Source organism: Micromonospora ferruginea (assembly GCF_013694245.2).
GTDB classification, from domain to species: domain Bacteria; phylum Actinomycetota; class Actinomycetes; order Mycobacteriales; family Micromonosporaceae; genus Micromonospora; species Micromonospora robiginosa.
Genome location: NZ_CP059322.2, coordinates 4,112,832 through 4,139,515 on the forward strand (window position 1 = coordinate 4,112,832; position 26,684 = coordinate 4,139,515).

At 74.0% G+C, this 26,684-nt stretch carries 25 protein-coding genes; 7 read left to right on the forward strand and 18 right to left on the reverse strand.

Annotation, left to right across the window (positions count from 1 at the left end; genetic code table 11):
- Positions 1–64: 64 nt before the first annotated feature.
- Entirely contained in the window at positions 65–2,413 is a 2,349-nt protein-coding gene (locus H1D33_RS17795) for a transketolase-like TK C-terminal-containing protein (RefSeq protein ID WP_181572074.1), read from the reverse strand.
- A gap of 106 nt (positions 2,414–2,519) precedes the next feature.
- Positions 2,520–4,013: an Asp-tRNA(Asn)/Glu-tRNA(Gln) amidotransferase subunit GatB gene (gatB, locus tag H1D33_RS17800; protein ID WP_181572073.1), complete on the reverse strand. Its 1,494-nt coding sequence runs from the start codon at positions 4,011–4,013 to the stop codon at positions 2,520–2,522.
- A 232-nt stretch (positions 4,014–4,245) separates the two neighbouring features.
- Between gatB and H1D33_RS17805 the strand changes: the two genes are divergently transcribed.
- On the forward strand, positions 4,246–4,812 hold the full coding sequence (locus H1D33_RS17805; RefSeq protein ID WP_181572072.1) for a hypothetical protein: 567 nt from the start codon (positions 4,246–4,248) through the stop codon (positions 4,810–4,812).
- On the opposite strand, the gene gatA is transcribed toward H1D33_RS17805, so the two are convergent.
- The 4 genes from gatA to ligA form a co-directional block, all read right to left on the reverse strand.
- On the reverse strand, positions 4,793–6,268 hold the full coding sequence (gatA, locus tag H1D33_RS17810; RefSeq protein WP_181572071.1) for an Asp-tRNA(Asn)/Glu-tRNA(Gln) amidotransferase subunit GatA: 1,476 nt from the start codon (positions 6,266–6,268) through the stop codon (positions 4,793–4,795). The genes H1D33_RS17805 and gatA overlap by 20 nt on opposite strands.
- A complete protein-coding gene (gene gatC, locus H1D33_RS17815) occupies positions 6,265–6,570 on the reverse strand; it encodes an Asp-tRNA(Asn)/Glu-tRNA(Gln) amidotransferase subunit GatC (RefSeq protein WP_091063838.1) in 306 nt (101 codons plus the stop codon). The genes gatA and gatC overlap by 4 nt, the downstream gene beginning before the upstream one ends.
- 104 nt (positions 6,571–6,674) lie before the next feature.
- Positions 6,675–9,338, reverse strand: a complete 2,664-nt coding sequence (locus H1D33_RS17820; protein ID WP_181572070.1) for a putative bifunctional diguanylate cyclase/phosphodiesterase — start codon at positions 9,336–9,338, stop codon at positions 6,675–6,677.
- Positions 9,339–9,477: 139 nt separating this feature from the next.
- Positions 9,478–11,613, reverse strand: coding sequence for an NAD-dependent DNA ligase LigA (gene ligA, locus H1D33_RS17825; protein WP_181572069.1), 2,136 nt, complete (start codon positions 11,611–11,613; stop codon positions 9,478–9,480).
- Positions 11,614–11,821: 208 nt separating this feature from the next.
- On the opposite strand from ligA, the gene H1D33_RS17830 reads away from it, so the two are divergent.
- Positions 11,822–12,385: a type II toxin-antitoxin system PemK/MazF family toxin gene (locus H1D33_RS17830; RefSeq protein WP_181572068.1), complete on the forward strand. Its 564-nt coding sequence runs from the start codon at positions 11,822–11,824 to the stop codon at positions 12,383–12,385.
- Positions 12,386–12,397: 12 nt separating this feature from the next.
- Here the strand turns inward: H1D33_RS17830 and H1D33_RS17835 are convergent, their stop codons facing one another.
- From H1D33_RS17835 to H1D33_RS17865, 7 genes are all read right to left on the reverse strand, one after another.
- Entirely contained in the window at positions 12,398–13,408 is a 1,011-nt protein-coding gene (locus H1D33_RS17835) for an ADP-ribosylglycohydrolase family protein (RefSeq protein ID WP_181572689.1), read from the reverse strand.
- Between the two features lie 29 nt (positions 13,409–13,437).
- Complete coding sequence (locus H1D33_RS17840; RefSeq protein ID WP_181572067.1) at positions 13,438–13,806, reverse strand: VOC family protein; 369 nt, start codon at positions 13,804–13,806, stop codon at positions 13,438–13,440.
- Positions 13,807–13,843: 37 nt separating this feature from the next.
- Entirely contained in the window at positions 13,844–14,848 is a 1,005-nt protein-coding gene (locus tag H1D33_RS17845; protein WP_181572066.1) for a methionine synthase, read from the reverse strand.
- Between the two features lie 301 nt (positions 14,849–15,149).
- Positions 15,150–16,223: a tRNA 2-thiouridine(34) synthase MnmA gene (mnmA, locus tag H1D33_RS17850; RefSeq protein ID WP_181572065.1), complete on the reverse strand. Its 1,074-nt coding sequence runs from the start codon at positions 16,221–16,223 to the stop codon at positions 15,150–15,152.
- A gap of 40 nt (positions 16,224–16,263) precedes the next feature.
- Positions 16,264–17,439, reverse strand: a complete 1,176-nt coding sequence (locus H1D33_RS17855) for a cysteine desulfurase family protein (RefSeq protein ID WP_181572064.1) — start codon at positions 17,437–17,439, stop codon at positions 16,264–16,266.
- An 86-nt stretch (positions 17,440–17,525) separates the two neighbouring features.
- On the reverse strand, positions 17,526–18,197 hold the full coding sequence (locus tag H1D33_RS17860; RefSeq protein WP_181572063.1) for a class F sortase: 672 nt from the start codon (positions 18,195–18,197) through the stop codon (positions 17,526–17,528).
- Positions 18,194–19,024: a DUF4397 domain-containing protein gene (locus H1D33_RS17865; protein WP_181572062.1), complete on the reverse strand. Its 831-nt coding sequence runs from the start codon at positions 19,022–19,024 to the stop codon at positions 18,194–18,196. Before H1D33_RS17865 ends, H1D33_RS17860 begins: the two co-directional genes overlap by 4 nt.
- Before the next feature lie 240 nt (positions 19,025–19,264).
- Between H1D33_RS17865 and H1D33_RS17870 the strand changes: the two genes are divergently transcribed.
- Both H1D33_RS17870 and H1D33_RS17875 read left to right on the forward strand, forming a co-directional pair.
- A complete protein-coding gene (locus H1D33_RS17870) occupies positions 19,265–19,870 on the forward strand; it encodes an RNA polymerase sigma factor (protein WP_181572061.1) in 606 nt (201 codons plus the stop codon).
- Complete coding sequence (locus H1D33_RS17875) at positions 19,824–20,597, forward strand: anti-sigma factor (protein WP_181572060.1); 774 nt, start codon at positions 19,824–19,826, stop codon at positions 20,595–20,597. Before H1D33_RS17870 ends, H1D33_RS17875 begins: the two co-directional genes overlap by 47 nt.
- A 102-nt stretch (positions 20,598–20,699) precedes the next feature.
- On the opposite strand, the gene H1D33_RS17880 is transcribed toward H1D33_RS17875, so the two are convergent.
- From H1D33_RS17880 to H1D33_RS17895, 4 genes are all read right to left on the reverse strand, one after another.
- The gene (locus H1D33_RS17880) at positions 20,700–21,659 is read right to left on the reverse strand and encodes an electron transfer flavoprotein subunit alpha/FixB family protein (RefSeq protein WP_181572059.1); all 960 of its coding nucleotides are present in this window, start codon (positions 21,657–21,659) and stop codon (positions 20,700–20,702) included.
- 11 nt (positions 21,660–21,670) lie between these two features.
- Positions 21,671–22,450 carry an electron transfer flavoprotein subunit beta/FixA family protein gene (locus H1D33_RS17885; protein ID WP_181572058.1) on the reverse strand — a complete coding sequence of 260 codons (780 nt, stop codon included), beginning with the start codon at positions 22,448–22,450 and terminating at the stop codon, positions 21,671–21,673.
- A 188-nt stretch (positions 22,451–22,638) separates the two neighbouring features.
- Entirely contained in the window at positions 22,639–23,043 is a 405-nt protein-coding gene (locus H1D33_RS17890) for a hypothetical protein (RefSeq protein WP_181572057.1), read from the reverse strand.
- Between the two features lie 2 nt (positions 23,044–23,045).
- Positions 23,046–23,843 (reverse strand): GNAT family N-acetyltransferase, encoded by a 798-nt coding sequence (locus H1D33_RS17895; RefSeq protein ID WP_181572056.1) that lies wholly within the window; start codon positions 23,841–23,843, stop codon positions 23,046–23,048.
- A gap of 41 nt (positions 23,844–23,884) precedes the next feature.
- On the opposite strand from H1D33_RS17895, the gene H1D33_RS17900 reads away from it, so the two are divergent.
- Genes H1D33_RS17900 through H1D33_RS17910 form a run of 3 tightly spaced genes read left to right on the forward strand, consistent with a single transcriptional unit; the run spans position 23,885 to position 24,992 of the window.
- The gene (locus H1D33_RS17900; protein WP_181572055.1) at positions 23,885–24,271 is read left to right on the forward strand and encodes a YidH family protein; all 387 of its coding nucleotides are present in this window, start codon (positions 23,885–23,887) and stop codon (positions 24,269–24,271) included.
- The gene (locus H1D33_RS17905) at positions 24,268–24,567 is read left to right on the forward strand and encodes a DUF202 domain-containing protein (RefSeq protein WP_181572054.1); all 300 of its coding nucleotides are present in this window, start codon (positions 24,268–24,270) and stop codon (positions 24,565–24,567) included. Before H1D33_RS17900 ends, H1D33_RS17905 begins: the two co-directional genes overlap by 4 nt.
- A gap of 26 nt (positions 24,568–24,593) precedes the next feature.
- Entirely contained in the window at positions 24,594–24,992 is a 399-nt protein-coding gene (locus H1D33_RS17910) for a PLD nuclease N-terminal domain-containing protein (RefSeq protein WP_181572053.1), read from the forward strand.
- Between the two features lie 21 nt (positions 24,993–25,013).
- Here the strand turns inward: H1D33_RS17910 and H1D33_RS17915 are convergent, their stop codons facing one another.
- Positions 25,014–26,636, reverse strand: coding sequence for an acetolactate synthase (locus tag H1D33_RS17915; RefSeq protein ID WP_181572052.1), 1,623 nt, complete (start codon positions 26,634–26,636; stop codon positions 25,014–25,016).
- Positions 26,637–26,684: the final 48 nt, after the last annotated feature.

Consider the following 26,684-nt stretch of genomic DNA (forward strand, 5'->3'; position numbering starts at 1 on the left):
TCAGAGCAATCGGCGGCATGTCACTTTCCGTGACTCCGCCGATCGGTCATGTCGGGCCCTCCGATCAGCGCAGGGCGAGCGCGGCCAGCGCGGCGTTGACGATGCTGCCGGGGAGGAGGTCGTGCAGCTCGTACAGCTCCTTGACGGTGCCGGACTGGCCGAACTCGTCCACCCCGAGCGGCACCGCCGGCGCACCGACCGCCGAACCCAACCAGGCCATCGCGTGCGAGGCCGCATCATGCACGGTGACCACCGGCACCCGGTCGGCGAACGCCGACCGCAGCGCGCCGGGCACGCTCGGCACGGTCGCGGTGCGCACGCCCTGGCGCAGCGTCCGCTGCCACGCCCGGTAGAGCCGGTCCAGGCTGGTCACGTCGACCACGTGCGCGGCGACGCCCTCCTCCGCCAGCTCCGCGGCGGCGGCCAGGACCTCCGGCAGCACCGCGCCGGACGCGGCGAGCTGCACCACCGGGGCGTCCGCCAGATCGGGGTACGCCTGGTGCGCGTCCACCAGCCGGTACGCGCCGGCGACCACCTGCCGGCGCAGCACCGCGTCACCCAGCCGGGCCCGGGCCGCCTCGAACGGCGCCTGGTCGATCGGCCGGGTGCTGAGGCGGAAGTAGTACGCCCCGTCCTCGGCCGGCGCGGCGGTGGCGGCCGGCGCGCCGCCGCCGGCGATCTGCCCGAGCGCGTCGCAGAGCAGCCAGTCGAGGCTGCCGGCGTACGCGGGCTCCAGGAACGTCACGCCCGGCAGCTCCAGGCCGACCGACGCGGTGATGGTGGACTGGTGCGCGCCGCCCTCGGGGGCCAGCGTGATGCCGGACGGGGTGCCGGCCACCACGAACCGGGAACCCGAGTAGGTGCCGTAGAGGAACGCGTCCAGCCCGCGCAGCACGAACGGGTCGTAGACCGTGCCGACCGGCAGCAGCGGCTGGCCGGACAGGTCCCACGAGAGGCCGAGCTGGCCCAGCAGCAGGAACAGGTTCATCTCGGAGATGCCCAGCTCGATGTGCTGCCCGGCGGGGCTCTCCGTCCAGCGCAGCATCCGGTCCTCGGTCCAGGAGCGCTGCTCGGTGGGGGCGAACACGCCGGTCTTGTTGATGAACCCGGCCAGGTTGGTCGAGGTGGCCACGTCCGGCGCGGTGGTCACCAGGTAGGGCGCCACCTGCGGATCGCGGGCCAGGTCGACCAGCACCCGACCGAAGACCTCCTGGGTGGAGACCGGCTTGTTGGCGCGTACCCTCGTGGTTTCCGGGACGGTGACGCCCAGCGCCCGCTCGCGCGGCGGGCGGGACAGCGCCTCCCGGCGCTCGCCGGCCCGGATGCCCGCCGGGGTCGCCGGGTCGAGGCGGTCCCACTCGGTCTCCGGGGTCAGGCCGTTCGCGGTCCGCAGCGCGTCCACCTGCTCGGTGCTCAGCAACGCCGAGTGGTTGCGCGGGTTGCCGGCGATCGGCAGGCCCCAACCCTTGACCGTGTAGGCGAACACCACGCTGGGCCGGTCGGTGACCGCGTCGCACTGGGCGTACGCGTCGAGCATCGCCTGCGCGTCGTGCCCGCCCAGGTCGGTGACGAGCGGACCCAGTTCGTCGTCGGCGATGTCGGCGACGAACGCGGCCACCTCGGCCGGCGCGCCGTCCAGGAACTGCTTGCGCAGGGCCGGCCCGGCCAGCCCGAACAGCGACTGGTACTGCTCGTTCGGCATCCGGTCGATCCAGTCGCGCAGCGCCGACCCGCCCGGCCGGGCGTACGCCTCGGCGAGCTTGCGGCCGTACTTGACCTCCACGACGTGCCAGCCGGCGGCCTCGAACTGGCCGCGCCACTGGTTGATCCGGATGCCGGGGACGACCCGGTCCAGCGACTGCCGGTTGAAGTCGACCAGCCACATCACGTTGCCCAGTCCGGTGGTGGCCGGGTCGGCGACCGCCTCCCAGATGTTGCCCTCGTCCAGCTCGGCGTCGCCGATCAGCGCGACGAACCGGGAGTGCGGCCGCTCGCCGAAGTGCGCGTCGACGTAGCGGCGGGTGACGGCGGCGAACAGCGGCGCGGCGGCGCCCAGGCCGACCGAGCCGGTGGAGAAGTCCACCTCGTCCGGGTCCTTGGTGCGCGACGGGTACGACTGGAGGCCGCCGCGGGCCCGCAGCTTCGGCAGGTAGGAGCGGTCCAGGTTGCCGAGCAGGTACTGGATGGCGTGGAACACCGGGGAGGCGTGCGGCTTCACCGCGACGCGGTCCTCGGCGTCGAGGTGCTGGAACCAGAGCGCGGTCATCGCGGTGACCAGCGACGCGCTGGACGCCTGGTGGCCGCCGACCTTCACCCCGTCGCCGGTGTCCCGGTCGTGGTTGGCCGCGTCGACGATGCGGGTGGCGAGCCAGAGCACCCGGCGCTGGATCTCGTCGAGGACGTCATCGTTCACGGTGTCTCCATCCGGGCGTCGCCGTTGACGCCCACGGTGTGGGGGTGGCAAGGCGGGGCCCCCGCTTAACGCATTCTGCATAGGCGGGGGCCCCTCCTCACACGTGTCAGGCGGAGAGGCGTTCCAGGATCAGGTCGCGGACGGTCTTCGCGTCCGCCTGGCCGCGGGTGGTCTTCATGACCGCGCCGACCAACGCGCCGGCCGCCGCGACCTTGCCACTGCGGATCTTGTCGGCGATGTCCGGGTTGGCGGCGATCGCCTCGTCCACCGCGGCGGTCAGCGCGCCGGTGTCGGAGACGACCTCCAGGTTGCGGTTGGTCATGATCTCGGTCGGCGAGCCCTCGCCGGCCACCACGCCCTCCAGCACGGTGCGGGCCAGCTTGTCGTTGAGCTTGCCCGCGTCGACCAGGCCCTGCAGCTCGGCGACCTGCGCCGGGGTGGCGCCCACGTCGGCCAGCTCCACGCCGGTCTCGTTGGCCCGGCGGGACAGCTCGCCCAGCCACCACTTGCGGGCCGCGGCCGGGGTGGCCCCGGCGGCCACGGTCGCCTCGATCAACTCGACCGCGCCGGCGTTGACCACCGACTGCATGTCCAGGTCGGACAGGCCCCAGTCCTGCTGGATCCGCTTGCGGCGCAGCCGCGGCAGCTCCGGCAGGGCGGCCTTCAGCTCGGCCACCCAGGCGGTGTCCGGCGCGAGCGGGACCAGGTCCGGCTCGGGGAAGTAGCGGTAGTCGGTGGCGGTCTCCTTGGACCGGCCCGACGTGGTGTCGCCGGTGTCCTCGTGAAAGTGCCGGGTCTCCTGCACGATCCGGCCGCCGGCGTCCAGCACCGACGCCTGGCGCAGCATCTCCGAGCGGACCGCCCGCTCGACCGAGCGCAGCGAGTTGACGTTCTTGGTCTCGGTGCGCGTGCCCCACTCCGCGCCGGGCAGGTTCAGCGACGTGTTGACGTCGCAGCGCAGCGAGCCCTCCTCCATCCGGACGTCCGAGACGCCCAGCGAGCGGATCACGTCACGCAGCTCGGCGACGTACGCCCGGGCGATCTCCGGGGCGAGCGCGCCGGTGCCGGGGATCGGCTTGGTGACGATCTCCACCAGCGGGATGCCGGCCCGGTTGTAGTCGACGAGCGACTCGGTGGCGCCCTGGATGCGACCGGTGGCGCCGCCGACGTGCAGCGTCTTGCCGGTGTCCTCCTCCAGGTGCACCCGCTCGATGCCGATCCGCACCAGCTCGCCGTTGACCTCGACGTCGAGGTAGCCGTCGAAGCAGAGCGGCTCGTCGTACTGGCTGATCTGGAAGTTCTTCGGCATGTCCGGATAGAAGTAGTTCTTCCGGGCGAACCGGCACCACTCGGCGATCGAGCAGTTCAGCGCCAGGCCGATCCGGATCGTCGCCTCGATGGCCGCCTTGTTGGCCACCGGCAGCGAACCGGGCAGTCCCAGGCAGACCGGGCAGACCCGGGTGTTCGGCTCGCCACCGAAGTCGGTCGGGCAGCCGCACCACATCTTGGTGTTCGTGCCCAGCTCGACGTGGGTCTCCAGGCCGATCACCGGTTCGTAGCGCGCGACGACCTCGTCGTACGCGGGCAGTGTCGTCGTCATCTGAGCTCCAGGCGCGATCCGGACAGAACCGTTCCAGCCTAATCGGCTGGCCCGGCCACCCCGCTGCCGGGCTTCGAGATCGCCGCGCGGGGCCCCGCCGCGCCGGCATGCGCGGAACGACCCGGGGGTACGTGTCGAGGATGACGAATACGGGGGACGTCTCGACACCACGGCGCGGGCGACGGTGACCGGGGCGGACCGGGGACGGGAGGCCCCGCGGAAGACGGCTCCGGTGACGACCGGCGCGGTGCTGGTGGCCGGTGCGGTGGCGCTCGGCCTGCCCGCGCTGCTGACCGGGATCTGGGTGGCCGACGGCGAGTACGACTTCCAGGGCGTGGTCGCCCTGGTCGCCATCACGGCGATGCCGGCCGTCGTCGGCGCCGGGGCGGCGCTGCTGCTCGGCAGGTGGCTGGTGCCGCGGATGCGTACCGCCGATCCGGGCCCGGCCGCGGCGGCGCGGGACGCGTTGCGCGCGGGCCGGGCCACCGACCCGACCGTCGACGCCGCCGCCCGCCGGGAGGCCCGCCGCCGGCTCGGCCAGCGGTGGTACGTGTGGTTCGTGCTGGTGCTGGCGGCGCTGCAGGCGGTGGTGCTCGTCGGCGCCACCCGGTGGTCCACCCGGCTGGTCGCCGCCACGCTCGTGGTCGGCTGGTCGGGCACGGCGTGGTGGCGCGGGCGGGGCATCCGGGAGGCCCGCCGCTACCTCGACGCGGCGCCGGAGCACCCGCAGACGCCGATCGGCGCCGACGGAGGACCGTCGACGCCGATCGGTGGTGGACTCAGAGAGCCGGCGGGGTGAACGTGCCGACCGAGGACTCCAGCGCGGCGGCGACCCGGTACATCCGGTCGTCGGCCATGGTCGGGGCCATGATCTGCAGGCCGACCGGCAGCCCCTCGGACAGCCCGCACGGCACCGAGATGGCCGGCCCGCCGTAGAGGTTCGTCGGGATGGTGAACAGGTCCGCCAGGTACATCTGGTAGGGATCCGAGGTGCGCGCGCCGATCGGGAACGCCACGAACGGCGTGGTCGGCGAGATCAGCGCGTCCACCTGCTCGAACGCGCTGGTGAAGTCGCGGGTGATCAGCGTGCGGACCTTCTGCGCCTGGCCGTAGTAGGCGTCGTAGTAGCCCGAGGAGAGCGCGTACGTGCCGATCATGATGCGGCGCTTCACCTCGGGGCCGAAACCGGCCTCGCGGGTCAGCGACATGACCTCCTCCAGCGACCGGTTGCCGTCGTCGCCGACCCGCAGGCCGAACCGGACGCCGTCGAACCGGGCCAGGTTGGAGGAGCACTCGCTCGGCGCGATCAGGTAGTAGGCCGGCAGCGCGTACTTGAAGTGCGGGCAGGAGATCTCGACGATCTCCGCGCCCAGCTTGGCCAGCGCCTCGACCGACTCGCGGAACGCGGCCATCACGCCCGGCTCCGCGCCCTCGCCGGTGAACTCGGTGACCACACCGAGCTTCACGCCGGTCAGGTCACCGCTCGCGCCGAGCTTCGCCGCGCCCACCACGTCCGGCACCGGGGCCGGGATCGAGGTGGAGTCGCGCGGGTCGTGGCCGCCGATCACCTCGTGCAGCAGCGCGGCGTCCAGCACGGTACGCGCGCACGGGCCGGGCGTGTCCAGCGACGACGAGAACGCCACCAGGCCGTACCGGGAGGTGCCGCCGTAGGTGGGCTTCGCGCCGACGGTGCCGGTGACCGCGCCGGGCTGGCGGATCGAGCCGCCGGTGTCCGAGCCGATCGACAGCGGCGCCTCGTACGCGGCCAGCGCCGCGGCGCTGCCACCACCGGAGCCGCCGGGGATGCGCCCGGTGTCCCACGGGTTGCGGGTCGGCCCGTACGCCGAGTATTCGGTGGAGGAGCCCATCGCGAACTCGTCCATGTTCGTCTTGCCGAGCATCACCGTGCCGGCGGCGCGCAGCCGCTCCACGATTGTCGAGTCGTACGGCGGGCGCCAGCCCTCCAGGATCTTCGACCCGACGGTGGTCGGCACGCCCTTCGTGGTGAGCACGTCCTTGACCGCGACCGGCACGCCGGCCAGCGGGCCCAGTTCCTCGCCGGCGGCCCGACGCTCGTCCACCGCCTTCGCGGCGGCCAGCGCCCCGTCGGTGTCGACGTGCAGGAACGCGTGCACCCGGTCGTCGACGGCGCCGATCCGGTCCAGGTGGGCGCGGGTGACCTCGACGGCGGAGGCGTCACCGTTGGCGACGAGCCCGGCGATCTCGACGGCGCTGAGCTTGGTCAGGTCGGTCACGATGCCACATCCTCGTCCAGGATCCGCGGGACGCGGAACCGCTGCTCCTCGGCGTCGGGCGCACCCGACAGCGCCTCCTGCGGGGTCAGGCTCGGCGTCACCACGTCCTCGCGGAGCACGTTGGTCAACGGCACCGAGTGGGACGTCGGCGGGATGTCCGCCGCGGCGACCTCGCCGACCTGCGCGACCGACTGGAGGATCACGTCCAGCTGACCGGCGAAGGTGTCCAACTCCTCCTCGGTGACGGCGAGCCGCGACAGTCGCGCGAGGTGCGCGACCTCCTCGCGGGAGATGGCGGCCATCGGGTGCCCCCTTCGTGGCTGTCCTGAGACGTCTTCGGTGTGCCGGCCGCGCGCGACGGTGAACGATGACGCGCGGTGACCGGAGCGAGTCTATTGTCCCGCCGTCACGACGACGCCTTCGACTCCCCCTCCGCCGGCCCGCCCCGGCCGTCGGCCTCCACCGGCGCCGGCCGCACCGGGCGGTACCGCGACAGCCAGGTGATCAGCTCCTCCGCCGGCATCGGCCGGGCGTGGAACCAGCCCTGCGCCACGTCGCAGCCGGCGGCGTGCAGCAGCCGCCAGGTGCGCTCGTCCTCCACGCCCTCGGCCACCACCCGCAGCCCGAGCGCGCCGGCCAGCTCGATCATCGAGCGGACGATCGCCGCGTCGTCCGGGTCGTCCGCCATGCCCAGCACGAACGACCGGTCCACCTTCACCTCGGACAGCGGCAGCCGGCGCAGGTGTTGCAGGGAGGAGTAGCCGGTGCCGAAGTCGTCCAGCGCGATGCCCACCCCGATCCGGTGCAACTGGGTGATGCTGGCCAGCACCCGCCGGGGGTCGGCCATCAGCGCGCCCTCGGTGATCTCCACCTGGAGCCGTTCCGGCGGGACGCCGTAGCGGGTCAGCCGGTCGGCGATCTGGTCGGCGATCTCGCCGGTGTGCAGGTCCCGGACGCTGACGTTGAGCGCGGCGCGCAACGTCAGCCCGGCGGCCGACCACTTGGCGAGCTGCTCCACCACGTCGTCCACCACCCGGCGGGTGAGCAGCCGCATCACCGCGCTCTGCTCGGCGACCTGGATCAGCTCCCCCGGGTCGACCATGCCCCGGCGCGGGTGCCGCCAGCGCAGCAGCGCCTCCACGCCGACCACCTCGCCGGTCGCGATGGCGATCTGCGGCTGGTAGTACATCGTGATCTCGCCCGGGTCGCCGGCCGGATCGTCCGGGTCGGCCCGGCCGCCGGCCACGGCCGCGACGTCGCCGGGCCCGGCCGGCTCGCCGTCGGGCCGCCCAACCGCCTCCGCGACCTCGGCGACCTCCGTGACCTCGGCGACCTGAGTGTCGGCCGTCCCCACGTCGACGGCCGACGTGACCGGCGTGGCCTCGGCGGACACCGCCGACGCGGTCGGGCCAGCCGACGCGGTCGGGCCAGCCGACGCGGTCGATGCCGCGTGGGCGCCCGGCGCGGTGCTCGCCACGGCCCGACGACGGATCGGGTCGGCGCCGGTGAGGATCCGCTCGATCAGCTCGTCGTCGGACCGCGCCTCGACGGGTTCCCGGCGACGCCGCAGCCGCCAGCGGGCCGGCCCGGCGCCGGGTCGCGCCCCGCCGGGGCCGTCGTCGTGGGACCGCCGCTCGTCGTGGGCCGGCCGCTCGTCGCGGGAGCGCCGCTCGTCGCGCGCCGGTCGGGCGGCGGGCAGGCTCGGTGCCAGCGCCGCGCCGTCACCGCCGCGTACGCCCACCGGCTCCTCGGGCGGTGCGGAGACCGGGGACTCCAGCACCCGGCGCAGGTCGGCCAGGAGGCTCAACCGCTCGGCCGAGTTGTGGTCGGACTCCGGCGCGTAGACCGCGACGGTGTCGTTGCGGTGCTTGGCGTCGTACATGGCGACGTCGGCGTGCCGCATCAGGGTGGCGAAGTCCTCGCCGTGGTCGGGGAAGAGCGCGACGCCGATGGAACCGCCGACGTCCAGCGGCAGCCCGTCCAGCGGCACCGGCTCGGCGAGCGCGGCGACCACCCGGTCGGCCCGCTCGCGGGCCTCGTCGACCCCGGCCAACCGGGGTACGACGATGGCGAACTCGTCGCCGCCGAGCCGCGCCACCAGCTCCCCCTCGTCGGCGACGTCGATCAGCCGGGCGCTCACCTCGACCAGCAGCCGGTCGCCCACCGCGTGCCCGAGCGCGTCGTTGACGTGCTTGAACCGGTCGAGGTCGAGCAGCAGCAGGGCCAGGTGGGCGTCCGGCTCGCCCCGGGCGGCCCGCTCGGCGTGCACGTGCACCTGCTCGGCGACCTCGGTGAGCAGCGCCTTGCGGTTGGGTAGCCCGGTGAGCGGGTCGACGTCGGCGAGCTGTTCCCGTTCGGCGGAGAGCCGGGCCATCCGGTAGACCGCGAAGAGCGGCACCAGCACCAGCGGGATCAGCGCCGCGCTGGCCCGGGCCGTGGCCACCAGCACCGGCGCGAGCAGCAGCAGCGAACCGGTGGAGAGCAGCTCGTAGGCCAGCCCGAGCCGGACGCTGGGCCACCACCGGTCACCGAAGCGCAGCCGGATGGCGGAGTTGACCAGGCCGTAGTTGACCACGAACCAGGCCACCGTGGCGCCGCCGAGCGCCGCCACGTCGGTCCAGTGCAGCCGGCCGCCGTCGAACAGCTCACCCAGGCCGAGGTGGCTGACCGCGTACGCGGCGGCGAGCGCGCACGCGTACTGCGCCGCGTTGAAGCCGGTGCGCCAGGCGGCGTAGCCGAGCCGCCAGCCGGACACGGCCACCGCGACCGCCTGCACCGCCACCGCCGGGCCGAGCCCCCAGCCGAGCAGGATGGCGAAGGTGAAGCAGGTCGACGGGAACAGCGCCGAGGTCTGCCGCCGCCCCGGCGGGACGAACGGTCGCGCGTCGCAGGCGACGGCGAGCGCCGCCATGGTCCAGAACGCGACCGGCAGCTCGGTCAGCCGGGCCGGGAGCGCGGCGAGGGGTCCGGCCGAGACGAGTACGGCGACCGCGCCGACCGCGCCGACGAAGCCGAAGAACGGCCGGGCCCGCCCGGGCGGGACGGAGTTGCGCGGGTCGCCCGTCGCCATCGCACCTCCCGGGAGCGGTCGCGGCGCGCGCCGTCACACGCCGTACGCCAATGAAACGCCCTCCCGGCCACTTTCCCCGACACGACAGCCACGAATCGGTCGTAGTCGTAATTAAGTTGGTATACGCCGCGTGCGGCCCTCAGCCCTCCACCCGGGCCACCGCCCGGGCCGCCTCCGGGCCGGCGTCCAGCAGCACCCGGAACCCGTCCTCGTCGAGGATCGGCAGCTTGAGCGTCGCCGCCTTGTCGGCCTTGGAGCCGGGGTTGTCGCCGACCACCACGAAGCCGGTCTTCTTGGAGACCGAACCGGTGACCTTCCCGCCCCGGTTCTGGATCTCCTCGGCGGCCTGGTCGCGGCTGAACCCGGCCAGGGTGCCGGTGACCACGACGGTGATCCCGTCGAGCGGCCGGGGTCCCTCGTCGCCGGCCTCCTCGACCATCCGGACGCCCGCCTCGGCCCACTTGCGCACCACGTCGCGGTGCCAGTCGACGGCGAACCACTCCTTCAGGCTCGCGGCGATGGTCGGGCCGACGCCGTCCACGGAAGACAGCTCCTCCTCGGCCGCCGCCTCGATCGCGGTGATCGACCGGAAGTGCCGGGCGAGCGCCTGGGCGGCGGTCGGGCCGACGTGCCGGATGGAGAGCGCCACCAGCACCCGCCACAGGTCGCGCTCCTTGGCCACGGCCAGGTTGTCGAGCAGCTTGGCGGCGTTGGTGCCGAGCGTGCCGTCCTTGTTGACGAAGAACGGCGAGCGGCCGAGCTGCTCGGCGTCGAGGCCGAACAGGTCGCCCTCGTCGGTGATGACGCCGGCGTCGAGCAGCGCGGCGGCGCCCTTGTAGCCGAGCACCTCGATGTCGAAGGCGCCGCGGCCGGCCAGGTGGAAGACCCGTTCCCGCAGTTGCGCCGGGCAACTGCGGGAGTTGGGGCAGCGGATGTCGACGTCGCTCTCCTTGGCCGGCGCGAGCGGGGTGCCGCAGGCCGGGCAGGTGGTCGGCATGACGAACGCCCGGGCGTCGGGCGGGCGCAGCTCGACCACCGGGCCGAGCACCTCGGGGATGACGTCGCCGGCCTTGCGCAGCACCACCGTGTCGCCGATCAGCACGCCCTTGCGCTCCACCTCACGGGCGTTGTGCAGGGTGGCGAGCGCGACCGTCGAACCGGCCACCCGGACCGGCTCCAGGACCGCGAACGGGGTGACCCGGCCGGTGCGCCCGACGTTGACGTCGATGTCGAGCAGCCTGGTGTTGACCTCCTCCGGCGGGTATTTGAAGGCGATCGCCCAGCGGGGCGCGCGGCTGGTCGAGCCGAGCCGGCCCTGGATGGAGACCGGGTCGACCTTGACCACCACGCCGTCGATCTCGTGCTCGACGTCGTGGCGGTGCGTGCCGTACCAGGCGATGTATTCCGCCACCCCGGCCAGGTCGTCGACCACCTTCCAGCGGTCGCTGGTGGGCAGCCCCCACGCCTTGAGCGCGGCGTAGGCGGCGGACTGGGCGTCCGGCCGGTAGCCCTTGCGGGCGCCGATGCCGTGCACGACCAGACGCAGCGGCCGGGACGCGGTGATCCTCGGGTCCTTCTGCCGGAGGCTGCCGGCGGCGGCGTTGCGCGGGTTGGCGAACGGCGCCTTGCCCTGCTCGACCAGGCTCGCGTTGAGGTCGGCGAAGCCGGCCACCGGGAAGTAGATCTCGCCGCGCACCTCGAGCAGCTCCGGCACGTCGGGGAAGTCGTCGGCCGGGGTGAGCCGCGCCGGCACGCCCCGGATGCTGCGCACGTTGGCGGTGACGTCCTCGCCGGTGCGGCCGTCGCCGCGGGTGGCCGCCCGCACCAGCCGACCCTTCTCGTAGGTCAGGTTGATGGCCAGCCCGTCGACCTTCAGCTCGCACAGGTAGGGCACCGGGCCGCCGGCGTCGCGCTCGACCCGCTCGGCCCAGGCGGCCAGCTCCTCGTCGGCGAACGCGTTGTCGAGCGAGAGCATCCGCTCGGCGTGGGTGACCGGGGTGAAGTCGGTGGAGAACGTGCCACCGACCCGCTGGGTGGGCGAGTCGGGGGTGCGCAGCGCCGGATATTCCGCCTCCAGCGCCTCCAGCTCGCGCAACTGCCTGTCGAACTCCGCGTCGGTGATGGTCGGCGCGTCCAGCACGTAGTAGCGGTATTGGTGCTCGGTGAGCTCCTGGCTCAGCGTGGCGTGCCGCTCGCGGGCCGCCGGGGTCGGCTCGGCGCCGGCCGCCGCCTCCTGGGCGGCGTCGACCGTCTGGGGAACCGCTTCTTCGGACACGCCGCCTTCGGACACCGCTGTCGACCTCCCGTGCTCGTGCTACCCCCGAACCGTAGCGGTCAGCTGTGACACCCGTCCGGCCACCCGGGCTGAGCAGGCAACCCGGCGTCGGAGCGGCGCGCACCGCGCCACCCGGGCGGGCGGGCCGCGACCGTGCGACGATCGCGGCGGCGGCAGTGGGCCGGAACGGACGGAAGGCGGGGCACGGATGCGCGACGGGTTGATCTGGGCGCTGGTGATCGTGGCCTGCGTGGCGGCGGGATGGCTGTGGAGCGAGTGGCGCCGCCGGTCCGCCGACCGGTCGGCCGGGACGGGCCGGCCCGCGCGTTCCGGGGACCGTCGGCGACCGGGCGGCGGCGACCGGCCCGGGCGCGGGCCCCGTGGCGGCCGGCCGAGTGGTGGCCGGACCGGCGCGCCTCCCCGGCCACGCGAGGCCGGGCGGCCGGACCGGGACCGCCCGCGGCCCGGGGAGATCTGGTGGGCCGACGTGCCCTACGCCGACGGCACCGGTTCGAAGGTGCGCCCCTGTCTGGTGCTGCGGGTCGACGGCGCCGACGCCGAGGTCCTGAAGATCACCAGCCAGGACAAGTCGGACCGGGACGACCACGTGTCCATCCCCACCCGGGGCTGGGACGCCGACGCCGAACACGACAGCTGGCTGGACGTCAGCGCGCCGATCCCGGTGCCGTTGACCGCGTTCGCGGACAAGGCCGGCGACTGCGACGCCGGCGTCTGGCGGGGCGTCCGCCGCCTGCCCCACCTCACCGCGTAGCGGTGCGGGCGCTCAGCCGAACGCGTCGGCCAGGGCGGTGAGCTGGTCGGCGTATTCGATCCGGGAGGACCAGGCCGCCGGCCAGGCGTCCATGCCGTACGCGGCGCCGACGAACGCGCCGGCCAGCGCGGCGATGGAGTCGGAGTCGCCGGCGGTGGTGGCGCCCCGGGTCAGCGCGCCGACCGGGTCGTCCGGGTGCCGCAGCGCGCACAGCAGCGCGGTGGCGAGCGCCTCCTCGGCGATCCACCCCTCGCCGGTCAGCCGGCACGGGTCGCCGCCGTCGTCCGGGCGGGCCAGCGCCGCGTCGAGCCGGCCGAGCACCCGCAGGCAGTCGTCCCAGCCCCGGGCGACGAACTCGGCTGCGGTGGTGGCACCGGGCCGCTGCCACAGGTCGCCGAGCCAGTCGCCCCGGTAGACCGTGCGCTGCTCGTGGGCCCGCGCGGTGAGCAGGCCGGGCAGCTCCGGCAGCGCCGCGCCGTCGCGCAGGAGCCGGATCGCGTACGCGGTCAGCTCGCTCGCCGCCAGCCCGGTCGGGTGGCCGTGGGTGAGGCCGGCCTGGAGCTGCGCCAACCCGGCCAGCGTGTCGAGGTCGACGTCGAGCAGCCCGACCGGGGTGACCCGCATGTTCGCGCCGCACCCCTTCGACCCGGCCACCGTGGCCTCCTGCCACCGGGTCCCCCGGCCCAGCTCGGCGCAGGCGCGCAGGCAGGTCATGCCCGGGGCGCGGTTGTTCTCCGGGCTGACCGACCAGTCGACGAAGCGCTGCCGCAACAGCGGCTCGACCGCCTCCGCCGTGAGCGCGGGCGCGTCGTGCAGCGCCCACGCCACCGCCAGCGCCATCTGGGTGTCGTCGGTGACCTGCGCCGGGTCACCCTCCAGCTCGCGCGGACCGGCCGGGCCGTAGCGCCGGACGATCTCGCCGACGGTGAGGAACTCGGTCGGCTTGCCCAGGGCGTCGCCGTAGGCCAGGCCGAAGAGCGAGCCGGCGGCGCGACGGGCGGTGGAGACGGTCACGATGGCGATCATGCACCGGCCACGCAAGCCCCGCCCGGTCAGTCCCAGCAGAGACAGAACGGGTGGCCGGCCGGATCGGCGTAGACCCGGAAGCCCTCGCCCTCACCGGGCAGTCGCCGGGCGCCGAGGGCCAGCGCCGCCTTCTCCGCCGCCTCGATGTCGTCCACCGTCACGTCCAGGTGGAACTGCTGCGGTCGCTCCGGGTCCGGCCAGGCGGGGGCGCGCAAGTCGAGCGCCTTCTGGAAGGCCAGCCGGGGCAGGTGACCGGGTGGGCCGCCGAGCACCACCCACTCGTCGCCGTCGGAGTTGTCCTCGATCAGCGGCAGGCCGAGCAGTTCGGCGTAGAAGCCGGCCAGCGCGCGGGGATCGGGGCAGTCGATCACGGTGGAACGCAGTTGTCCGATCATGTGGCCCATCCTGCCCTCGCCGTACGACAGGAAAACGTCACTCCTCGACGAGCCGCCGGCCGGCGTCGCGGCAGGCGGCCAGCACCGCCCGGGCGTACGCCGGAGTGGCGCCGGCCAGGCCGCACGCGGGCGTCACCACCACCTGCTCGGCCAGCCGGCGGCGCGGGAACCCGAGCTGGTCCCAGACCCGGCGGACCCGGTCGGCGACCTCGGCCGACGTCGGCGCCCGACCGGACGCCGGCGGCCGGGTCGGCGCGGCGCCGGCCAGCAGGCCGAACCCCGCGTCGATCGCCTCGCCGAGCGGATCCAGGTCGGTGACCAGCGACAGGTCGAGGGCGACGCCGGTGGCGCCGGCGGAGCGGATCAGCTCCAGCGGCACGTCCGGCGCGCAGCAGTGCACCAGGGTGGGGACCCCGGCCGCGTCGAACACGTCACGCAGCAGCGCCCGCGCCACCTCGGTCTCCACCGCCCGGTGGGTGCCGAAGCCGCTCTCGGTGGGCACCCGGCCGGCCAGCACCGCCGGCAGCGACGGCTCGTCGAGCTGGAGCAGCACCGAGGCGCGGGGCAGCCGCCGGGCCACCGCCGCCACGTGCCCCCGCAGCCCTTCGCCGAGCGAGCCGGCGAGGTCGCGCACCGCCCCCGGGTCGCGCAGAATCCGGCCACCGAGTGGCAGTTCCAGCGTGGCGGCCAGGGTGAACGGGCCGGCAGCCTGGACCTTGACCGGGCCGGCGTACTCCTCGGCCTGCTCGGCGAGCTGGTCGAGATCGCGTTCCATGAGGTCGCGGGCGCGGCGCAGGTCCCGCCCGGGACGTGCGGCGACCCGCCAGCGCGCCGCGTACAGCTCGACCGGCAGTTCGACGAGCAGGCCGGCGGTGCGACCGACGAGGTCCGCGCCCGGTCCCCGGGCGGGCAGCTCCGGGAGGTGCGGCAGCGTGGGCAGCTCACCGAGCACGATTCGCTGTGCCTCGGCGATGTCGGTGCCGGGCAGCGAGCCGATTCCGGTCGCCGCACCGGCCGGCCAGGGCCACTGCTGGTCAGTCACCGCCGCAGCCTATCGGCTGCCCCGCGCAGGCGAGCGGGCACGCGGTGGGCACGCGGGCCGGTGGCCGCACCGTCACGTGACACTGGCAGCGCCGGCCCGCAGCCGATAAATGGTTCGAGACGCCTTTCGAGCTGATGTCAGAAACGACTCAGCCGACGTGACCCCCGTCCCGGCGAGAGGCGCCGGCGGGTGAGTCGTTCGTGACATCAGCTCGAAAGGCAGCCAGGGCACCATTGTCCGCGCCGGAGCGGCGCCGAACGGACGCGGTCGGGAGGAGAGTCGCCGAGCGGCCGGCGGCCGGTCAGGAGGCGATGGTGGCGGAACCGAGGACCACGTCACCGTCCGGGTCCGGCCGGTAGGCGACGATCGCCTGGCCGGCGGCGACGCCGCGCAGCGGGCGGCGCAGCGCGGCGTGCAGCCCGTCGGTGTCCACCGTGACGACGGCCGGCACCACGTCGCCGTGTGCGCGCAACTGCACCTCGCACTCGATCGGCGCGTCGGGACGGGGGCCGCCGATCCAGACCGGTCGGGTGGCCCGCACCGTGGAGACCTCCAGCGCCTCGGCCGGGCCGACCGTGACGGTGTTGGTCTTCGGCGTGATGGAGAGCACGTAGCGGGGTCGGCCGTCCGGCGCGGGACGGTCCAGGTGCAGCCCGCGCCGCTGCCCCACGGTGTACTGGTAGGCGCCGCTGTGGTTGCCCACGACCGCGCCGGTGAGCGCGTCCACCACCTGGCCCGGCGCCTCGCCGAGCCGCTCGGCCAGGAAGCCACGGGTGTCGCCGTCGGCGATGAAGCAGATGTCGTGCGAGTCCGGCTTGTCGGCCACGGCCAGGCCGCGCCGGGCGGCCTCCGCGCGCACGTCGGCCTTGGTGGAGTCGCCGAGCGGGAAGATCGACCGGTCGAGCTGCGCGCGGGTCAGCACCGCCAGCACGTACGACTGGTCCTTGGCCGCATCGACGCTGCGCCGCAGCAAGCCGTCCGGGCCGAGCCGGGCGTGGTGGCCGGTCACCACCGCGTCGAAGCCCAGGGCCACCGCGCGGTCCAGCACCGCGGCGAACTTGATCTTCTCGTTGCAGCGCAGGCACGGGTTCGGGGTACGGCCGGCGGCGTACTCGGCGACGAAGTCGTCGACCACGTCGTCGTGGAACCGGTCCGCCATGTCCCACACGTAGAACGGGATGCCCAGCACGTCCGCGGCGCGCCGCGCGTCCCGGGAGTCCTCCAGGGTGCAGCAGCCCCGGGCGCCGGTGCGGTAGGTCTGCGGGTTGCGGGCCAGCGCCAGGTGCACCCCGGTCACGTCGTGCCCGGCCTCCACCGCCCGCGCCGCCGCGACGGCGGAGTCCACCCCGCCCGACATCGCCGCCAGAACCCTCACCAGCCGACTCCCCTCGTCCTCAGCACCGAGGGTATCCGGCTCAGCGGGGCGTGCGGAGGGCGGCCGCGCGCCGGGCCCGCTCCACGGCGGCCGGCAGCGCGGCGATGAGCGCGTCGACGTCCGCGCCGGTGCTGGTGTGCCCGAGGGTGAAGCGCAGCGAGGAGCGGGCCCGGTCGTCGTCGGCGCCCATCGCCATCAGCACGTGCGAGGGCTGGGCCACGCCCGCCGAGCAGGCCGACCCGGTCGAGCAGGCGATGCCCTGGGCGTCCAGGAGCAGCAGCAGCGCGTCCCCCTCGCAGCCCGGGAAGGAGAAGTGCGCGTTGCCCGGGAGCCGGTCGGTCGGGTCACCGTTGAAGACCACCTCGGGCACCGCCCGCCGGACGCGCCCGACCAGCTCGTCGCGGAGCGCGGCGACGCGGGCCGCGTACTCCTGCTGGCCCTTCACCGCGGCCTCGACGGCGACCGCGAACGCGACGATGCCGGCGGTGTCCAGCGTCCCGGAGCGGACGTCGCGCTCCTGGCCGCCGCCGTGCAGCAGCGGCGTCGCGGCGACGTCGCGGGCCAGCAGCAGCGCGCCGACGCCGGTCGGGCCGCCGAGCTTGTGCCCGGTCACGGTGAGCGCGGACACCCCGCTCGCGGCGAAGTCGACGGGCACCTGGCCGACCGCCTGGATCGCGTCGGTGTGGAACGGCACCCCGTGCTCGGCCGCCACGGCGGCCAGCTCGGCCACCGGCTGCACGGTGCCGACCTCGTTGTTGGCCCACATCGCGGTGACCACCGCCACCGAGTCGCCGTGCCCGGCCAGTTCGGCGCGGAGCCGCTCCGGGTCGAGCCGGCCGGTGGCGTCCACCGGCAACCGGCCGACCTCCGCGCCCTCGTGCTCCACCAGCCAGTCCACCGCGTCCAGCACGGCGTGGTGCTCGACCGCGCTGGAGACCACCCGGACCCGCTCGGCCCGGGCGTCGCGGCGGGCCCAGAAGATGCCCTTCACGGCGAGGTTGTCGCTCTCCGTGCCGCCGCCGGTGAAGATCACCTCGGACGGGCGGGCGCCGAGCGCGGCGGCCACCCGCTCGCGGGACTCCTCCACCCGCCGCCGGGCACGACGGCCCGCCGCGTGCAGCGACGACGCGTTGCCCACCTCGCGGGCGGTGGCGACGTACGCCTCGAGTGCCTCGTCGAGCATCGGGGTCGTCGCCGCGTGATCCAGGTATGCCATCACCGTTCAGCCTAACGGCCGGTGGGCGGTCCACCGCTGGCCGGACCGCCCGTCCCGCACGCGGGCGGGACGGGCGGTCACGTGCCTCACGAGGGAACCGCGGTGACCACGATGTTGTCGCGGTAGTGCCGGGTCTTCGGGTCGAACGGCCCGCCGCAGGTGATCAAGGTCAGGCGCGGCTTGCCGTCGCGGGCGAAGTACCGCTCCAGCGGGATCTTGGTCTTGGTGTACTCCTCGCGGGCCACCACCCGGTAGCTCCGTTCCTTCCCGTCCGAGCCGGTGGCGGTGAGGGTGTCCCCCCGGTCCAGTTCCCGCAGCCGGAAGAACGCGCCCTTGCCCTGCTCGGCGCTGTCCACGTGCCCGGCGATCACCACCGAGCCGGCCCCGGCCTCCAGGCCCGGCCCGTAGCGGTACCAGCCGACCTGGTTCACGCTCGGCGGCACCTCGAACTCGTTGGTGCGGTCGTTGATGCCGACCGGGTCGACCGAGGCGGTGACCTTGATCGGCGGGATGCTCAGCCGTACCGGTGGCACGGTCTTCCCGTCCGCCGGCAGCGTGCCCGCGTTCACCGGCACCGACGGGTCCCCGGTCGACGCCGCGCTCGGCGTCGCCGCGGGGGTGGTGCTGGCCAGCGCCGCCGCCTCGTCGGCGCCGACGTCCTCGGCGGGCTGGGACCCGCACGCGACGAGCGACGCCACGGTGAGCGCGGCGGCGCCGGCGGCCATCGCCGCCAGCGCCCCGCGGTTGCGCACCGTCACCGGCGAGCGGCCCGGGTGGTGGCCACCCGCGCCCCGCCGCCGACCAGGAGCAGCACGCCGGCGCCGGCCAGCACGTACCACCAGGTGTCCACGCCGGTGCCGGCCTGGCCGCCGGTGCCGCTCGGCACGCCGCCCGGCGCGGAGTGCAGGCCGCTGATGGTCTGCGCGACCAGGTCCAGGTTCTTGGCGTCGGCGGAGCCGATCGCGTAGACGATGGTGGCGGTGCCCTCCTTGAGGTTCAGGTCGGCCGGGCCGATCGCGACGGTGTCGGTGCCGGCGAGCACCACGTCCGCCTTCACGGTGCCGGCGGCCACGTCGGCCTTGGCCTCCTTGGGGTTGGTCAGGCCCTCGAAGACCGGCTTGCCACCGGCCCGCACATCGACGGCCGGCGCGGCGGCGGTGTGCCGGACGATCAGCCGGGCCTTGCCGGCGCCCACCTTGGACACGTCGTTGACGAACGGGGTGATCTGCGGCTTGCCGTCGGCGCTCAGGTGGGCGGCGAGGCTGATGTTCGCCCCACCCGGCACCTCGGCGTCGTCGACCTTGAGGATCGCCTTGTCGATCGCCTCGCCGGGCTTGGTCAGCGCGATGTCGTACTCGCCCTCGGGGAGGGTGAGCGGGCCGGCCACGTCGCCGGGCTTGAAGTTGTTCAAGGTCTTCTTGCCGTTGACGTAGACGTCGACCGGGGTGTCCGGGATGCCGTGGACGACGGAGACCTTCGACGAGGCGGCGTAGGCCGGGCTCATGGTCGCGGCGCCGACGCCGGCGAAGGTCAGGGCGGCCACCGCGCCGCCCGCGGCGACCCGACGGAACATGGCGAACTGCATTGTCTGCCTCCTGGTGGTTGGTGCTGATTCGTCAGGCCTGGCTTGCAGAACGGGTTACGCCGGCCCGGACGTCGCCGGATGCGCCCCGAATCTGTTTTCTTTTTCCGGCCGCGGACGCATCCGGCGGGGGCCCTGGCGACGAAGAGGAGGTGACGGGCATTGCACGAACAACACCGGGAGAGTGGGGCGGGGGCGGTGGGAGTTACAGTTCGGCATGCCCCACGGATGGCGAGCCGCCCGGTGACGGCGGCGAGGCAGGGACCCGAGCCGCCGAAAGACGACGATCTGGCGATGCGGTTCCGCGACGGCGACGAGGCCGCCCTGCGGGAGGCGTACGACCGGTTCGGCCGCGCGGTGCTGCACCTGGCCGCCTCGACGCTGGTGAACCGGAGCGACGCCGAGGACGTGACCCAGGCGACGTTCGTCGCCGCCTGGCTCGGTCGGGAGACGTTCGACCCGACGAAGGGATCACTGATCGGCTGGCTGCTCGGGATCGGGCGGCGCAAGGTGGTCGACCGGATCCGGGCCTCGGCCCGGGAGACCCGGGTGGTCGAGACGGTCAAGCAACTGCCCGAGCCGGTGGACACCGGCCCCGACCCCGACACGGTGGTCGACCGGCTGGTGGTCGCCGACGAGCTGGCCCGGCTTCCCGACGAGCAACGTCGGATGCTGGAGTTGGCGTTCTACGACGACCTGACACACCAGCAGATCTCGGCCGTGACCGGGGTGCCGCTCGGCACGGTCAAGAGTCACATCCGGCGCGGCATGCAGAGCCTGAAACGCAGATGGGAGGTGGACGGTGCAGCACCTGGACCACGACCGGCTGGTCTTTCTGGCGCTCGGTGAGAGCGAGGCGGCCGACGGAGAATCCACCCACCTCGCCACCTGCGCGCACTGCCGCGGCGAGCTGGAGACGCTTCAGCACGTGGCCGGTCTCGGCGCCGGCACCCAGGGCCTGACCGAGCTGCCCGACCCGCCGGAGCACGTCTGGCAGGGCATCATGGCCGAGATCCGGGCCGCCGAGGAACTGCCCACGTTGAACGGTCGCCGCCCGCCGCTCGACGGCGACGCGGTCGGTGACCCGGCCGGCCGGCCGGTTGTCGCGACCCGGTCGCGTCGTGGCCGCCGGTGGCCCCGCTGGGCGAGCACCGCGGTCACCGCCACCGCCGCTGCGGTGATCGGCGTGGCGGGCACCGCGGTGGTGCTCGGCGCCGGCGGGGACGAGCCCGCGCCGCAGCCGACGGTGCTGGCCAGCGCGCCACTGGCGGCGTTCGGCTCGACCCCGAAGGACGCGTCCGGCGACGCCCGGGTGCTCGGTGACAACCAACTGCATCTGCATGTGGCGAATCTCCCGAGCGTTCCGGGGTACTACGAGGTCTGGCTGATCGACCCGAAGACGATGGAGATGTTCTCGGTGGGCACGTTGAGCAACGGATCGGGGGACGCGTTGCTGCCGATCCCCCACAACGTGGACCTGAGCACCTTCACCGTCGTCGACATCAGCGCCGAGCAGTACGACAACAACACCCGCCACTCCGGCGACAGCCTGCTGAGGGGCACCCTGACGGGCTGATCGGCGGGCCGGCTCAGCTCCCCGGCCCGCCGATCAGCTCCACACCGAAGAAGAAGGCCGCCGCCCGAGGTTCCGGGCGGCGGCCTTCTTCGTGACCGGGGGTCACTTACGCTTGCGGATCTCCTCGGCGGCCTGCGGGACGATCTTGAACAGGTCGCCGACCACGCCGTAGTCGGCCAGCTCGAAGATCGGCGCCTCGGCGTCCTTGTTCACCGCGACGATGGTCTTCGAGGTCTGCATGCCGGCCCGGTGCTGGATCGCGCCGGAGATGCCGAGCGCGACGTAGAGCTGCGGGGAGACGGTCTTGCCGGTCTGGCCGACCTGGAACTGGTGCGGGTAGTAGCCGGAGTCGACCGCGGCACGGGACGCGCCGACCGCGCCGCCGAGCAGGTCGGCCATCTCCTCGACCAGCTTGAAGTTGTCGGCGTTGCCGACACCGCGACCGCCGGAGACGACGATCGAGGCCTCGGTCAGCTCGGGGCGGGAGCCCTTCTGCTCGGCGACCCGCTCGACGACCTTGGCCAGCTTGTCCGCGTCGGTGACCGACACGGTGAGCTGCTCGACGGCCGGGCTGGCCGCGGCCGGGGTCGGGTTGAGCGAGTTCGGCCGGACGGTGACCAGCGGCAGGCCCTTGGTGACCTTGGACTTGACGATGGTGGAGCCGGCGAACGCGACCTGGGTGGCGGTGCCGTCGGCGTCCAGGCCGACCACGTCGGTCAGGATGCCGTTGTCCAGCTTGACGGCCAGCCGGGCGGCGATCTCCTTGCCCTCCTGCGAGGAGGCGAGCAGCACGGCGGCCGGCTGCACCCGCTTGACCAGCTCGGCGACCACGGTGGCCTTGGGCGCCACCAGGAAGCCGTCGATCTCCTCGCCCTCGGCGGCGTAGATCTTCTCCGCGCCGTACTCGCCCAGCTTGGCGCTCAGCGCGTCGGCGGCGCCGGCACCGCCGAGCACGACCGCGCTCGGGGTGCCCAGCTCGCGGGCGAGGGTGAGCATCTCACACGTGACCTTCTTGACGCCGAATTCCTTGGTGGCTTCGACGACGACGAGAACCTCAGCCATGTCCAGACCTCTCACACGAACTTTTCGGTGGCGAGGAACTCGACCAGCTTGACGCCGCCCTCGCCCTCGTCGGTGATCTTCTCGCCGCCGGAGCGCGGCGGGCGCTTGGTGTGCTCCAGCACCGCGCTGGTGGCGCCGTCGACGCCCACCTCGGTCGGCGCCACGCCCAGGTCGCCCAGGGAGAGCGTCTGCACCGGCTTCTTCTTCGCGGCCATGATGCCCTTGAAGGAGGGGTAGCGCGGCTCGTTGATGGTGTCCCAGACGGAGACCACGGCCGGGGTCGAGGCGGTGACCACCTCGTAGCCCTCCTCGGTCTGCCGCTCGGCGGTGAGGGTGGCGCCGTCGACGGTGAGCTTGCGCGCGCCGGTCAGCGCGGCCACGCCCAGCCGCTCGGCGATCATGTGCGGCATGACCTGCACCCGACCGTCGGTGGACTCGGCGCCGCAGATGACGAGGTCGGCGTTGAGCTGCCCGAGGGCGGCCGCGAGCACCTTCGAGGTGGCCACGGCGCAGGAGCCGTGCAGCGCGTCGTCGACGACGTGGACGGCCTTGTCCGGCCCCATGGAGAGCGCCTTGCGGATCGACTCGGTCGCCCGGTCCGGACCCATGGTCAGGATGGTGACCTCGCCGCCGTGCGCCTCCTTGATCTTCAACGCCTCTTCGATGGCGTACTCGTCCATCTCGTTGATGACGTTGTTCGCCGAGCCGCGGTCGACGGTGTTGTCGTCAGATCGCAGGTTGCGGTCCGCGCCCGAATCGGGCACCTGCTTGACGAGTACGACGATGTTCATCGCGCTTCGACGACCCTCCTGTTTGGTGTAGCGATCACTCGCCCGGTCACGGGCGCAGCCTCCCGCGTGACTTAACGCTCGGTCAACTGCGGGACGCTGTGCAGTTGCCCACGGGCCAATGTTACCCGCAAGTAGCTTCGACTCCCCGTGGGCCCGGAGTGACGCAACTCACCGTAGCCCGGCGGCGCTCAGGCCGCCTCGGCCAGGGCCACCCGGATCTTGTCGATCGCCGCCGCCTCGGCCGGCTCCATCCCCCGGTGCGCCTGCGCCACCCGGTCCGCCGCCGCCAGCACCACCGACCGGTACGCCTCGACGTCCCCCGGCGACTTGGCCCGCAGGATCTCCACCGCCCGGCCCAGCGCCGGCAGCACCACCGACTCGATCTCCAGCGCGGAGTCACGGGGCAACTGCGGCAGCGGGCCGGTGGTGAGCGCCTCCTTGACCACGCCGCCGGCGTCGGCCAGCGCCCCGGAGGCGGCGATGCTCTCCCGCACCATGGCCAGCACCCCCGGTACGGCGTTGGAGACCAGGAAGACCGCCCCGAACGCGCCGGTCTTCAGGGTGAGCTGCTCGTCCGCCGTCAACCGGTCCATGATCACGGAGTGTAGACGTAGGGCGTGGTGGTGGTGACCGCAACGAGACCGAGCCGCTCCAGGATGGGCCGGCTGTCCGGCGAGCAGTCGACCTGCACCAGCGTCTTGCCGCGTTGCTGCGCCAGCCGCGCCCGGTGGCCCACCAGCGCCCGGTAGATCCCCTTCTTCCGCCACTGCGGCAGCGTCGACCCGCCCCAGAGGCTGACGAAACCGCTGTCGCCCTCGAAGCGGACCCAGCCGGCGCTGACCACCGTCTCACCGGCCTCGGCCACCACGATCGCGATGGACTGGGGATCCGCCTCGATCTCGCGGGCCAGCCCGGTCACCAGGTGGCTCCGGTCGTCGTGCCAGACCTCCTCCTCCATGGCGGCGATCCGCTCCAGGTCGGCGCGGCCGGAGACCTCACGCAGGCGTACCCCCTCGGGGAGCACCGGGACGGCGGCGGCGAGCGGCGCCACCGGGCCGACCACGACGGTCTCCTGGTCCTCCGGGACGAAGCCGGCGGCGCGCAGCCGGTCGGCCAGGTCGGCCGGCTCGTCGTGCCCGGCGAGCTTCCACTCGACCGCCTCGCCCCGGGCCCGGAAGACCTCGACCTGCCGGGCGATCAGCGCGTCCAGCTCGGCGCCGGCCAGGCCGTCCAGCGTCCGGTAGGTGAGGAATCCGCGCTGGTCCAGGCCGAGCACGCGGAACAGCGGGCCGTCCCGCTCGATGGTCACCCCGGCCGGCACCGGGTTCGGCAGCTCCGGGCGGATCTGGCTGTCGTAGGCCTCGCGCAGGGCGCGCGCGTCAAGATCGGTCATCCCCTCAGGCTAGGCGGGAGGCCAAGCGGATAATCGGTGCCGTGTGGGAGTCGATCAGGCGCTGGTTCGACCCGCGGGAGCTGCGCTCGGTCGGCACCCCGCCGGACTACCGTTTCTCGCTGGCCAACGAGCGGACGTTCCTGGCCTGGCTGCGGACCGGGCTGGCACTGGTCGCGGGCGGGCTGGCCGCCGCCCAGTTCCTGCCCCCGCTCCCGCTGGCCCACTTGCGCGAAGGGCTCGCCGTCGGGCTGCTGCTGCTCGGCGCCACCGTGTCGATCCGGGCGGTGGACCACTGGGCCCGCACCGAACGCGCGATCCGGCTGGGCGAGGAGCTGCCGGCGTCCCGGTTCCCGGCCGTGCTGGCGCTGATCGTCGCGCTCGGCGCGCTGGTCCTGGTCGCCGCCGTGCTCCTGCGGGGGACCCCGTGACCGGTGACCCCGGGCTGCCCGCCGAACGCACCCGGCTGGCCTGGCGACGCACCCTGCTCACCCTGACCGTGGTGCTGCTGCTCCAGCTCCGCCCGGCGTTCACCGGACGGGTCGTGGACGCGGCGCTGGCCGGGGTCGCGATCCTGGTCTGGCTGGTCGTGCTCGCCGTCGCCTGGCGACGCGCCACCGGGTCCCCCCCGCGCCGGCTCGGGCGGGTCGCGATGCCGCTGACCGCGCTCGGCGCCGCCGCCCTGGCGCTGCTCGGCGTGGCGCACGTGCTCGGCAGGGTGCACTGACCGCACCCGGTGCGCCATCATGGGGCATGGCCCGCCTCTACGTACTGCTGTTCCTGATCCAGGTCGTGCTCGCCGTCTGCGCGCTGATCAGCTGCCTCTCCGCCGAGGACGAGCAGGTCAAGGTGCTACCCCGGCTGGCCTGGGTGCTGGTCATCCTGTTCTTCCCGCTGGTCGGCTCGATCGCCTGGTTCGTGGCCGGCCGGGAGCGCCCGGACGGGGTGCTCGGCGCCACCGGAGCGACCGGCTCCGCCGCCCCGGCCCGCCGCCCGGTCGCCCCGGACGACGACCCGGACTTCCTCGCCTCGCTCGACAAGCGCTCCCGCGACGAGGACCGCGAGCGCCTGCAACGCTGGGAGGACGACCTGCGCCGCCGCGAGGAGGAGCTGCGCGACCGGCCCGACGACCGGGACCGCCCGGAGGTCTGAACGGGCCGTGCGGCGTCGCGGTCAGGCCAGGTTCGACGACCGGGGGTACGCGTCGGTCGGGTCGGTCAGCACGTTGACCAGGTACGGCACGCCGGCGTCGAACGCGCGGCCGAGCGCCGGGCCGAGGTCGGCGGCCTTCTCCACCGTCTCGCCCGCGCCGCCGAGCGCCTCGACCACCCGGTCGTAGCGCAGGCCGGGCTGGAGGTCGGCGGCCACGTCGTAGCCGTACATGGCGCGCATCGGGTGCTTCTCCAGCCCCCAGATGCCGTTGTTGCCGACCACGATCACCACCGGCAGCTTCTGCCGGGCCAGCGACTCCACGTCCATCAGCGAGAAGCCGGCCGCGCCGTCGCCCATCAGCACGCAGATCTGCCGGTCCGGGTGGCTGACCCGGGCGCCCATCGCGTAGCCCATGCCGGTGCCGAGGCAGCCGTACGGGCCGGGGTCGAGCCAGGTGCCGGGCTGGGCGGGTTCCAGGTACTTACCGGCGTACGAGACGAAGTCGCCGCCGTCGCCGATGGTGATGGCGTCCGGGGCGAGCACCTTGCGCAGCTCGCCGTAGACCCGGGCGGGCCGGATCGGGTCGGTCTCCGCGCCCATCTCCTCGGCGTCGCGGGCCTTCGCCGCGTCCTCGGCGGTGCGCAGCTCGGCGATCCAGCCGGCGTGGTCGGCCCGGTCGCCGGCGTGCTCGGCGAACCCGCCGAGGATCAGCCGCAGGTCGCCGGCGGGCGCGGCGGCCGGCTGCACGTGCCCGGCGCGCTGGCTGGGCGCGTCCACCACGTGCACGACCTTGGCGTCGCCGAAGTCGCCGAAGGAGAGCCGGAAGTCCAGCGGCGTGCCGATCACCACCACCACGTCGGCGCCCTTGAGCGCGACGCGGCGGGCCTTGGCGAACGCGAGCGGGTGCGTCGGCGGCAGCGCGCCCCGGCCCATCCCGTTGGTGAACACCGGCACCTGGAGGGACTCGGCGGCGGCGCGCAGGGCGTCGACGGCGTCCCCGGCGTACACGTCGGAGCCGGCGATGACCACCGGCCGGGACGCGCCGGCGATCAGGCGGGCCGCCTTCGCCACCTCGTCCGGGTCGGGTTCGATCGGGGCGGGCGGGGTGACCGCCGGCAGGTCGGCGTCGCCGACCGAGAAGACCGCCTCCAGCGGGAAGTCCAGGAAGACCGGACCGCGGTGCGGGGTGAGCGCGGTGGTCAGCGCCGCGGAGACGGCCCGCGGGATGTCGTCGGCGCTGAACACCGTCTCGGCGTGCTTGGTCACCGGCGCGACCAGCGGAAGGTGGTCCATCTCCTGGAGGCTGCCGGAGCCCCAGCGGAACTGCGGGGCCCGGCCGCCCATCACCAGCACCGGCGAGGCGTTGAAGAACGCGCTGGTCAGCCCGGAGACGCCGTTGGTGACGCCGGGGCCGGCGGTGAGCACGGCCAGGCCGGGGCGGCGCTGGAGCTTGGCCACCGCCTCGGCGGCGAACACGGCGGACTGCTCGTGCCGGACGTCGTAGAGCGGGAAGCCGGCCTTGTGCGCCGCGTCGTAGAGCGGGAAGACGTGCCCGCCGGACAGGGTGAACATCTCCCGTACGCCGTGCGCGCGCAGCGCCGCCAGCGCCAGCTCGCCGCCGTGCCCCTCGACGTGTTCCGTCATGCCACTCCCCTTCGTCGCGCGACCGGAGTCACACGCTACTGGCCGGTA

What these genes read in the sequence shown, in the direction of transcription:
- H1D33_RS17865 (WP_181572062.1), bottom strand. Translation starts at nt 19,024, where the DNA reads ATGCAGTTCGCCATGTTCCGTCGGGTCGCCGCGGGCGGCGCGGTGGCC.
- H1D33_RS17880 (WP_181572059.1), bottom strand. Translation starts at nt 21,659, where the DNA reads ATGGCTGAGGTTCTCGTCGTCGTCGAAGCCACCAAGGAATTCGGCGTC.
- gatC (WP_091063838.1), bottom strand. Translation starts at nt 6,570, where the DNA reads ATGGCCGCCATCTCCCGCGAGGAGGTCGCGCACCTCGCGCGACTGTCG.
- H1D33_RS17885 (WP_181572058.1), bottom strand. Translation starts at nt 22,450, where the DNA reads ATGAACATCGTCGTACTCGTCAAGCAGGTGCCCGATTCGGGCGCGGAC.
- H1D33_RS17820 (WP_181572070.1), bottom strand. Translation starts at nt 9,338, where the DNA reads ATGGCGACGGGCGACCCGCGCAACTCCGTCCCGCCCGGGCGGGCCCGG.
- H1D33_RS17890 (WP_181572057.1), bottom strand. Translation starts at nt 23,043, where the DNA reads ATGGACCGGTTGACGGCGGACGAGCAGCTCACCCTGAAGACCGGCGCG.
- H1D33_RS17855 (WP_181572064.1), bottom strand. Translation starts at nt 17,439, where the DNA reads ATGGCATACCTGGATCACGCGGCGACGACCCCGATGCTCGACGAGGCA.
- H1D33_RS17840 (WP_181572067.1), bottom strand. Translation starts at nt 13,806, where the DNA reads ATGATCGGACAACTGCGTTCCACCGTGATCGACTGCCCCGATCCCCGC.
- gatB (WP_181572073.1), bottom strand. Translation starts at nt 4,013, where the DNA reads ATGACGACGACACTGCCCGCGTACGACGAGGTCGTCGCGCGCTACGAA.
- H1D33_RS17910 (WP_181572053.1), top strand. Translation starts at nt 24,594, where the DNA reads ATGGCCCGCCTCTACGTACTGCTGTTCCTGATCCAGGTCGTGCTCGCC.
- H1D33_RS17915 (WP_181572052.1), bottom strand. Translation starts at nt 26,636, where the DNA reads ATGACGGAACACGTCGAGGGGCACGGCGGCGAGCTGGCGCTGGCGGCG.
- H1D33_RS17895 (WP_181572056.1), bottom strand. Translation starts at nt 23,843, where the DNA reads ATGACCGATCTTGACGCGCGCGCCCTGCGCGAGGCCTACGACAGCCAG.
- H1D33_RS17830 (WP_181572068.1), top strand. Translation starts at nt 11,822, where the DNA reads ATGCGCGACGGGTTGATCTGGGCGCTGGTGATCGTGGCCTGCGTGGCG.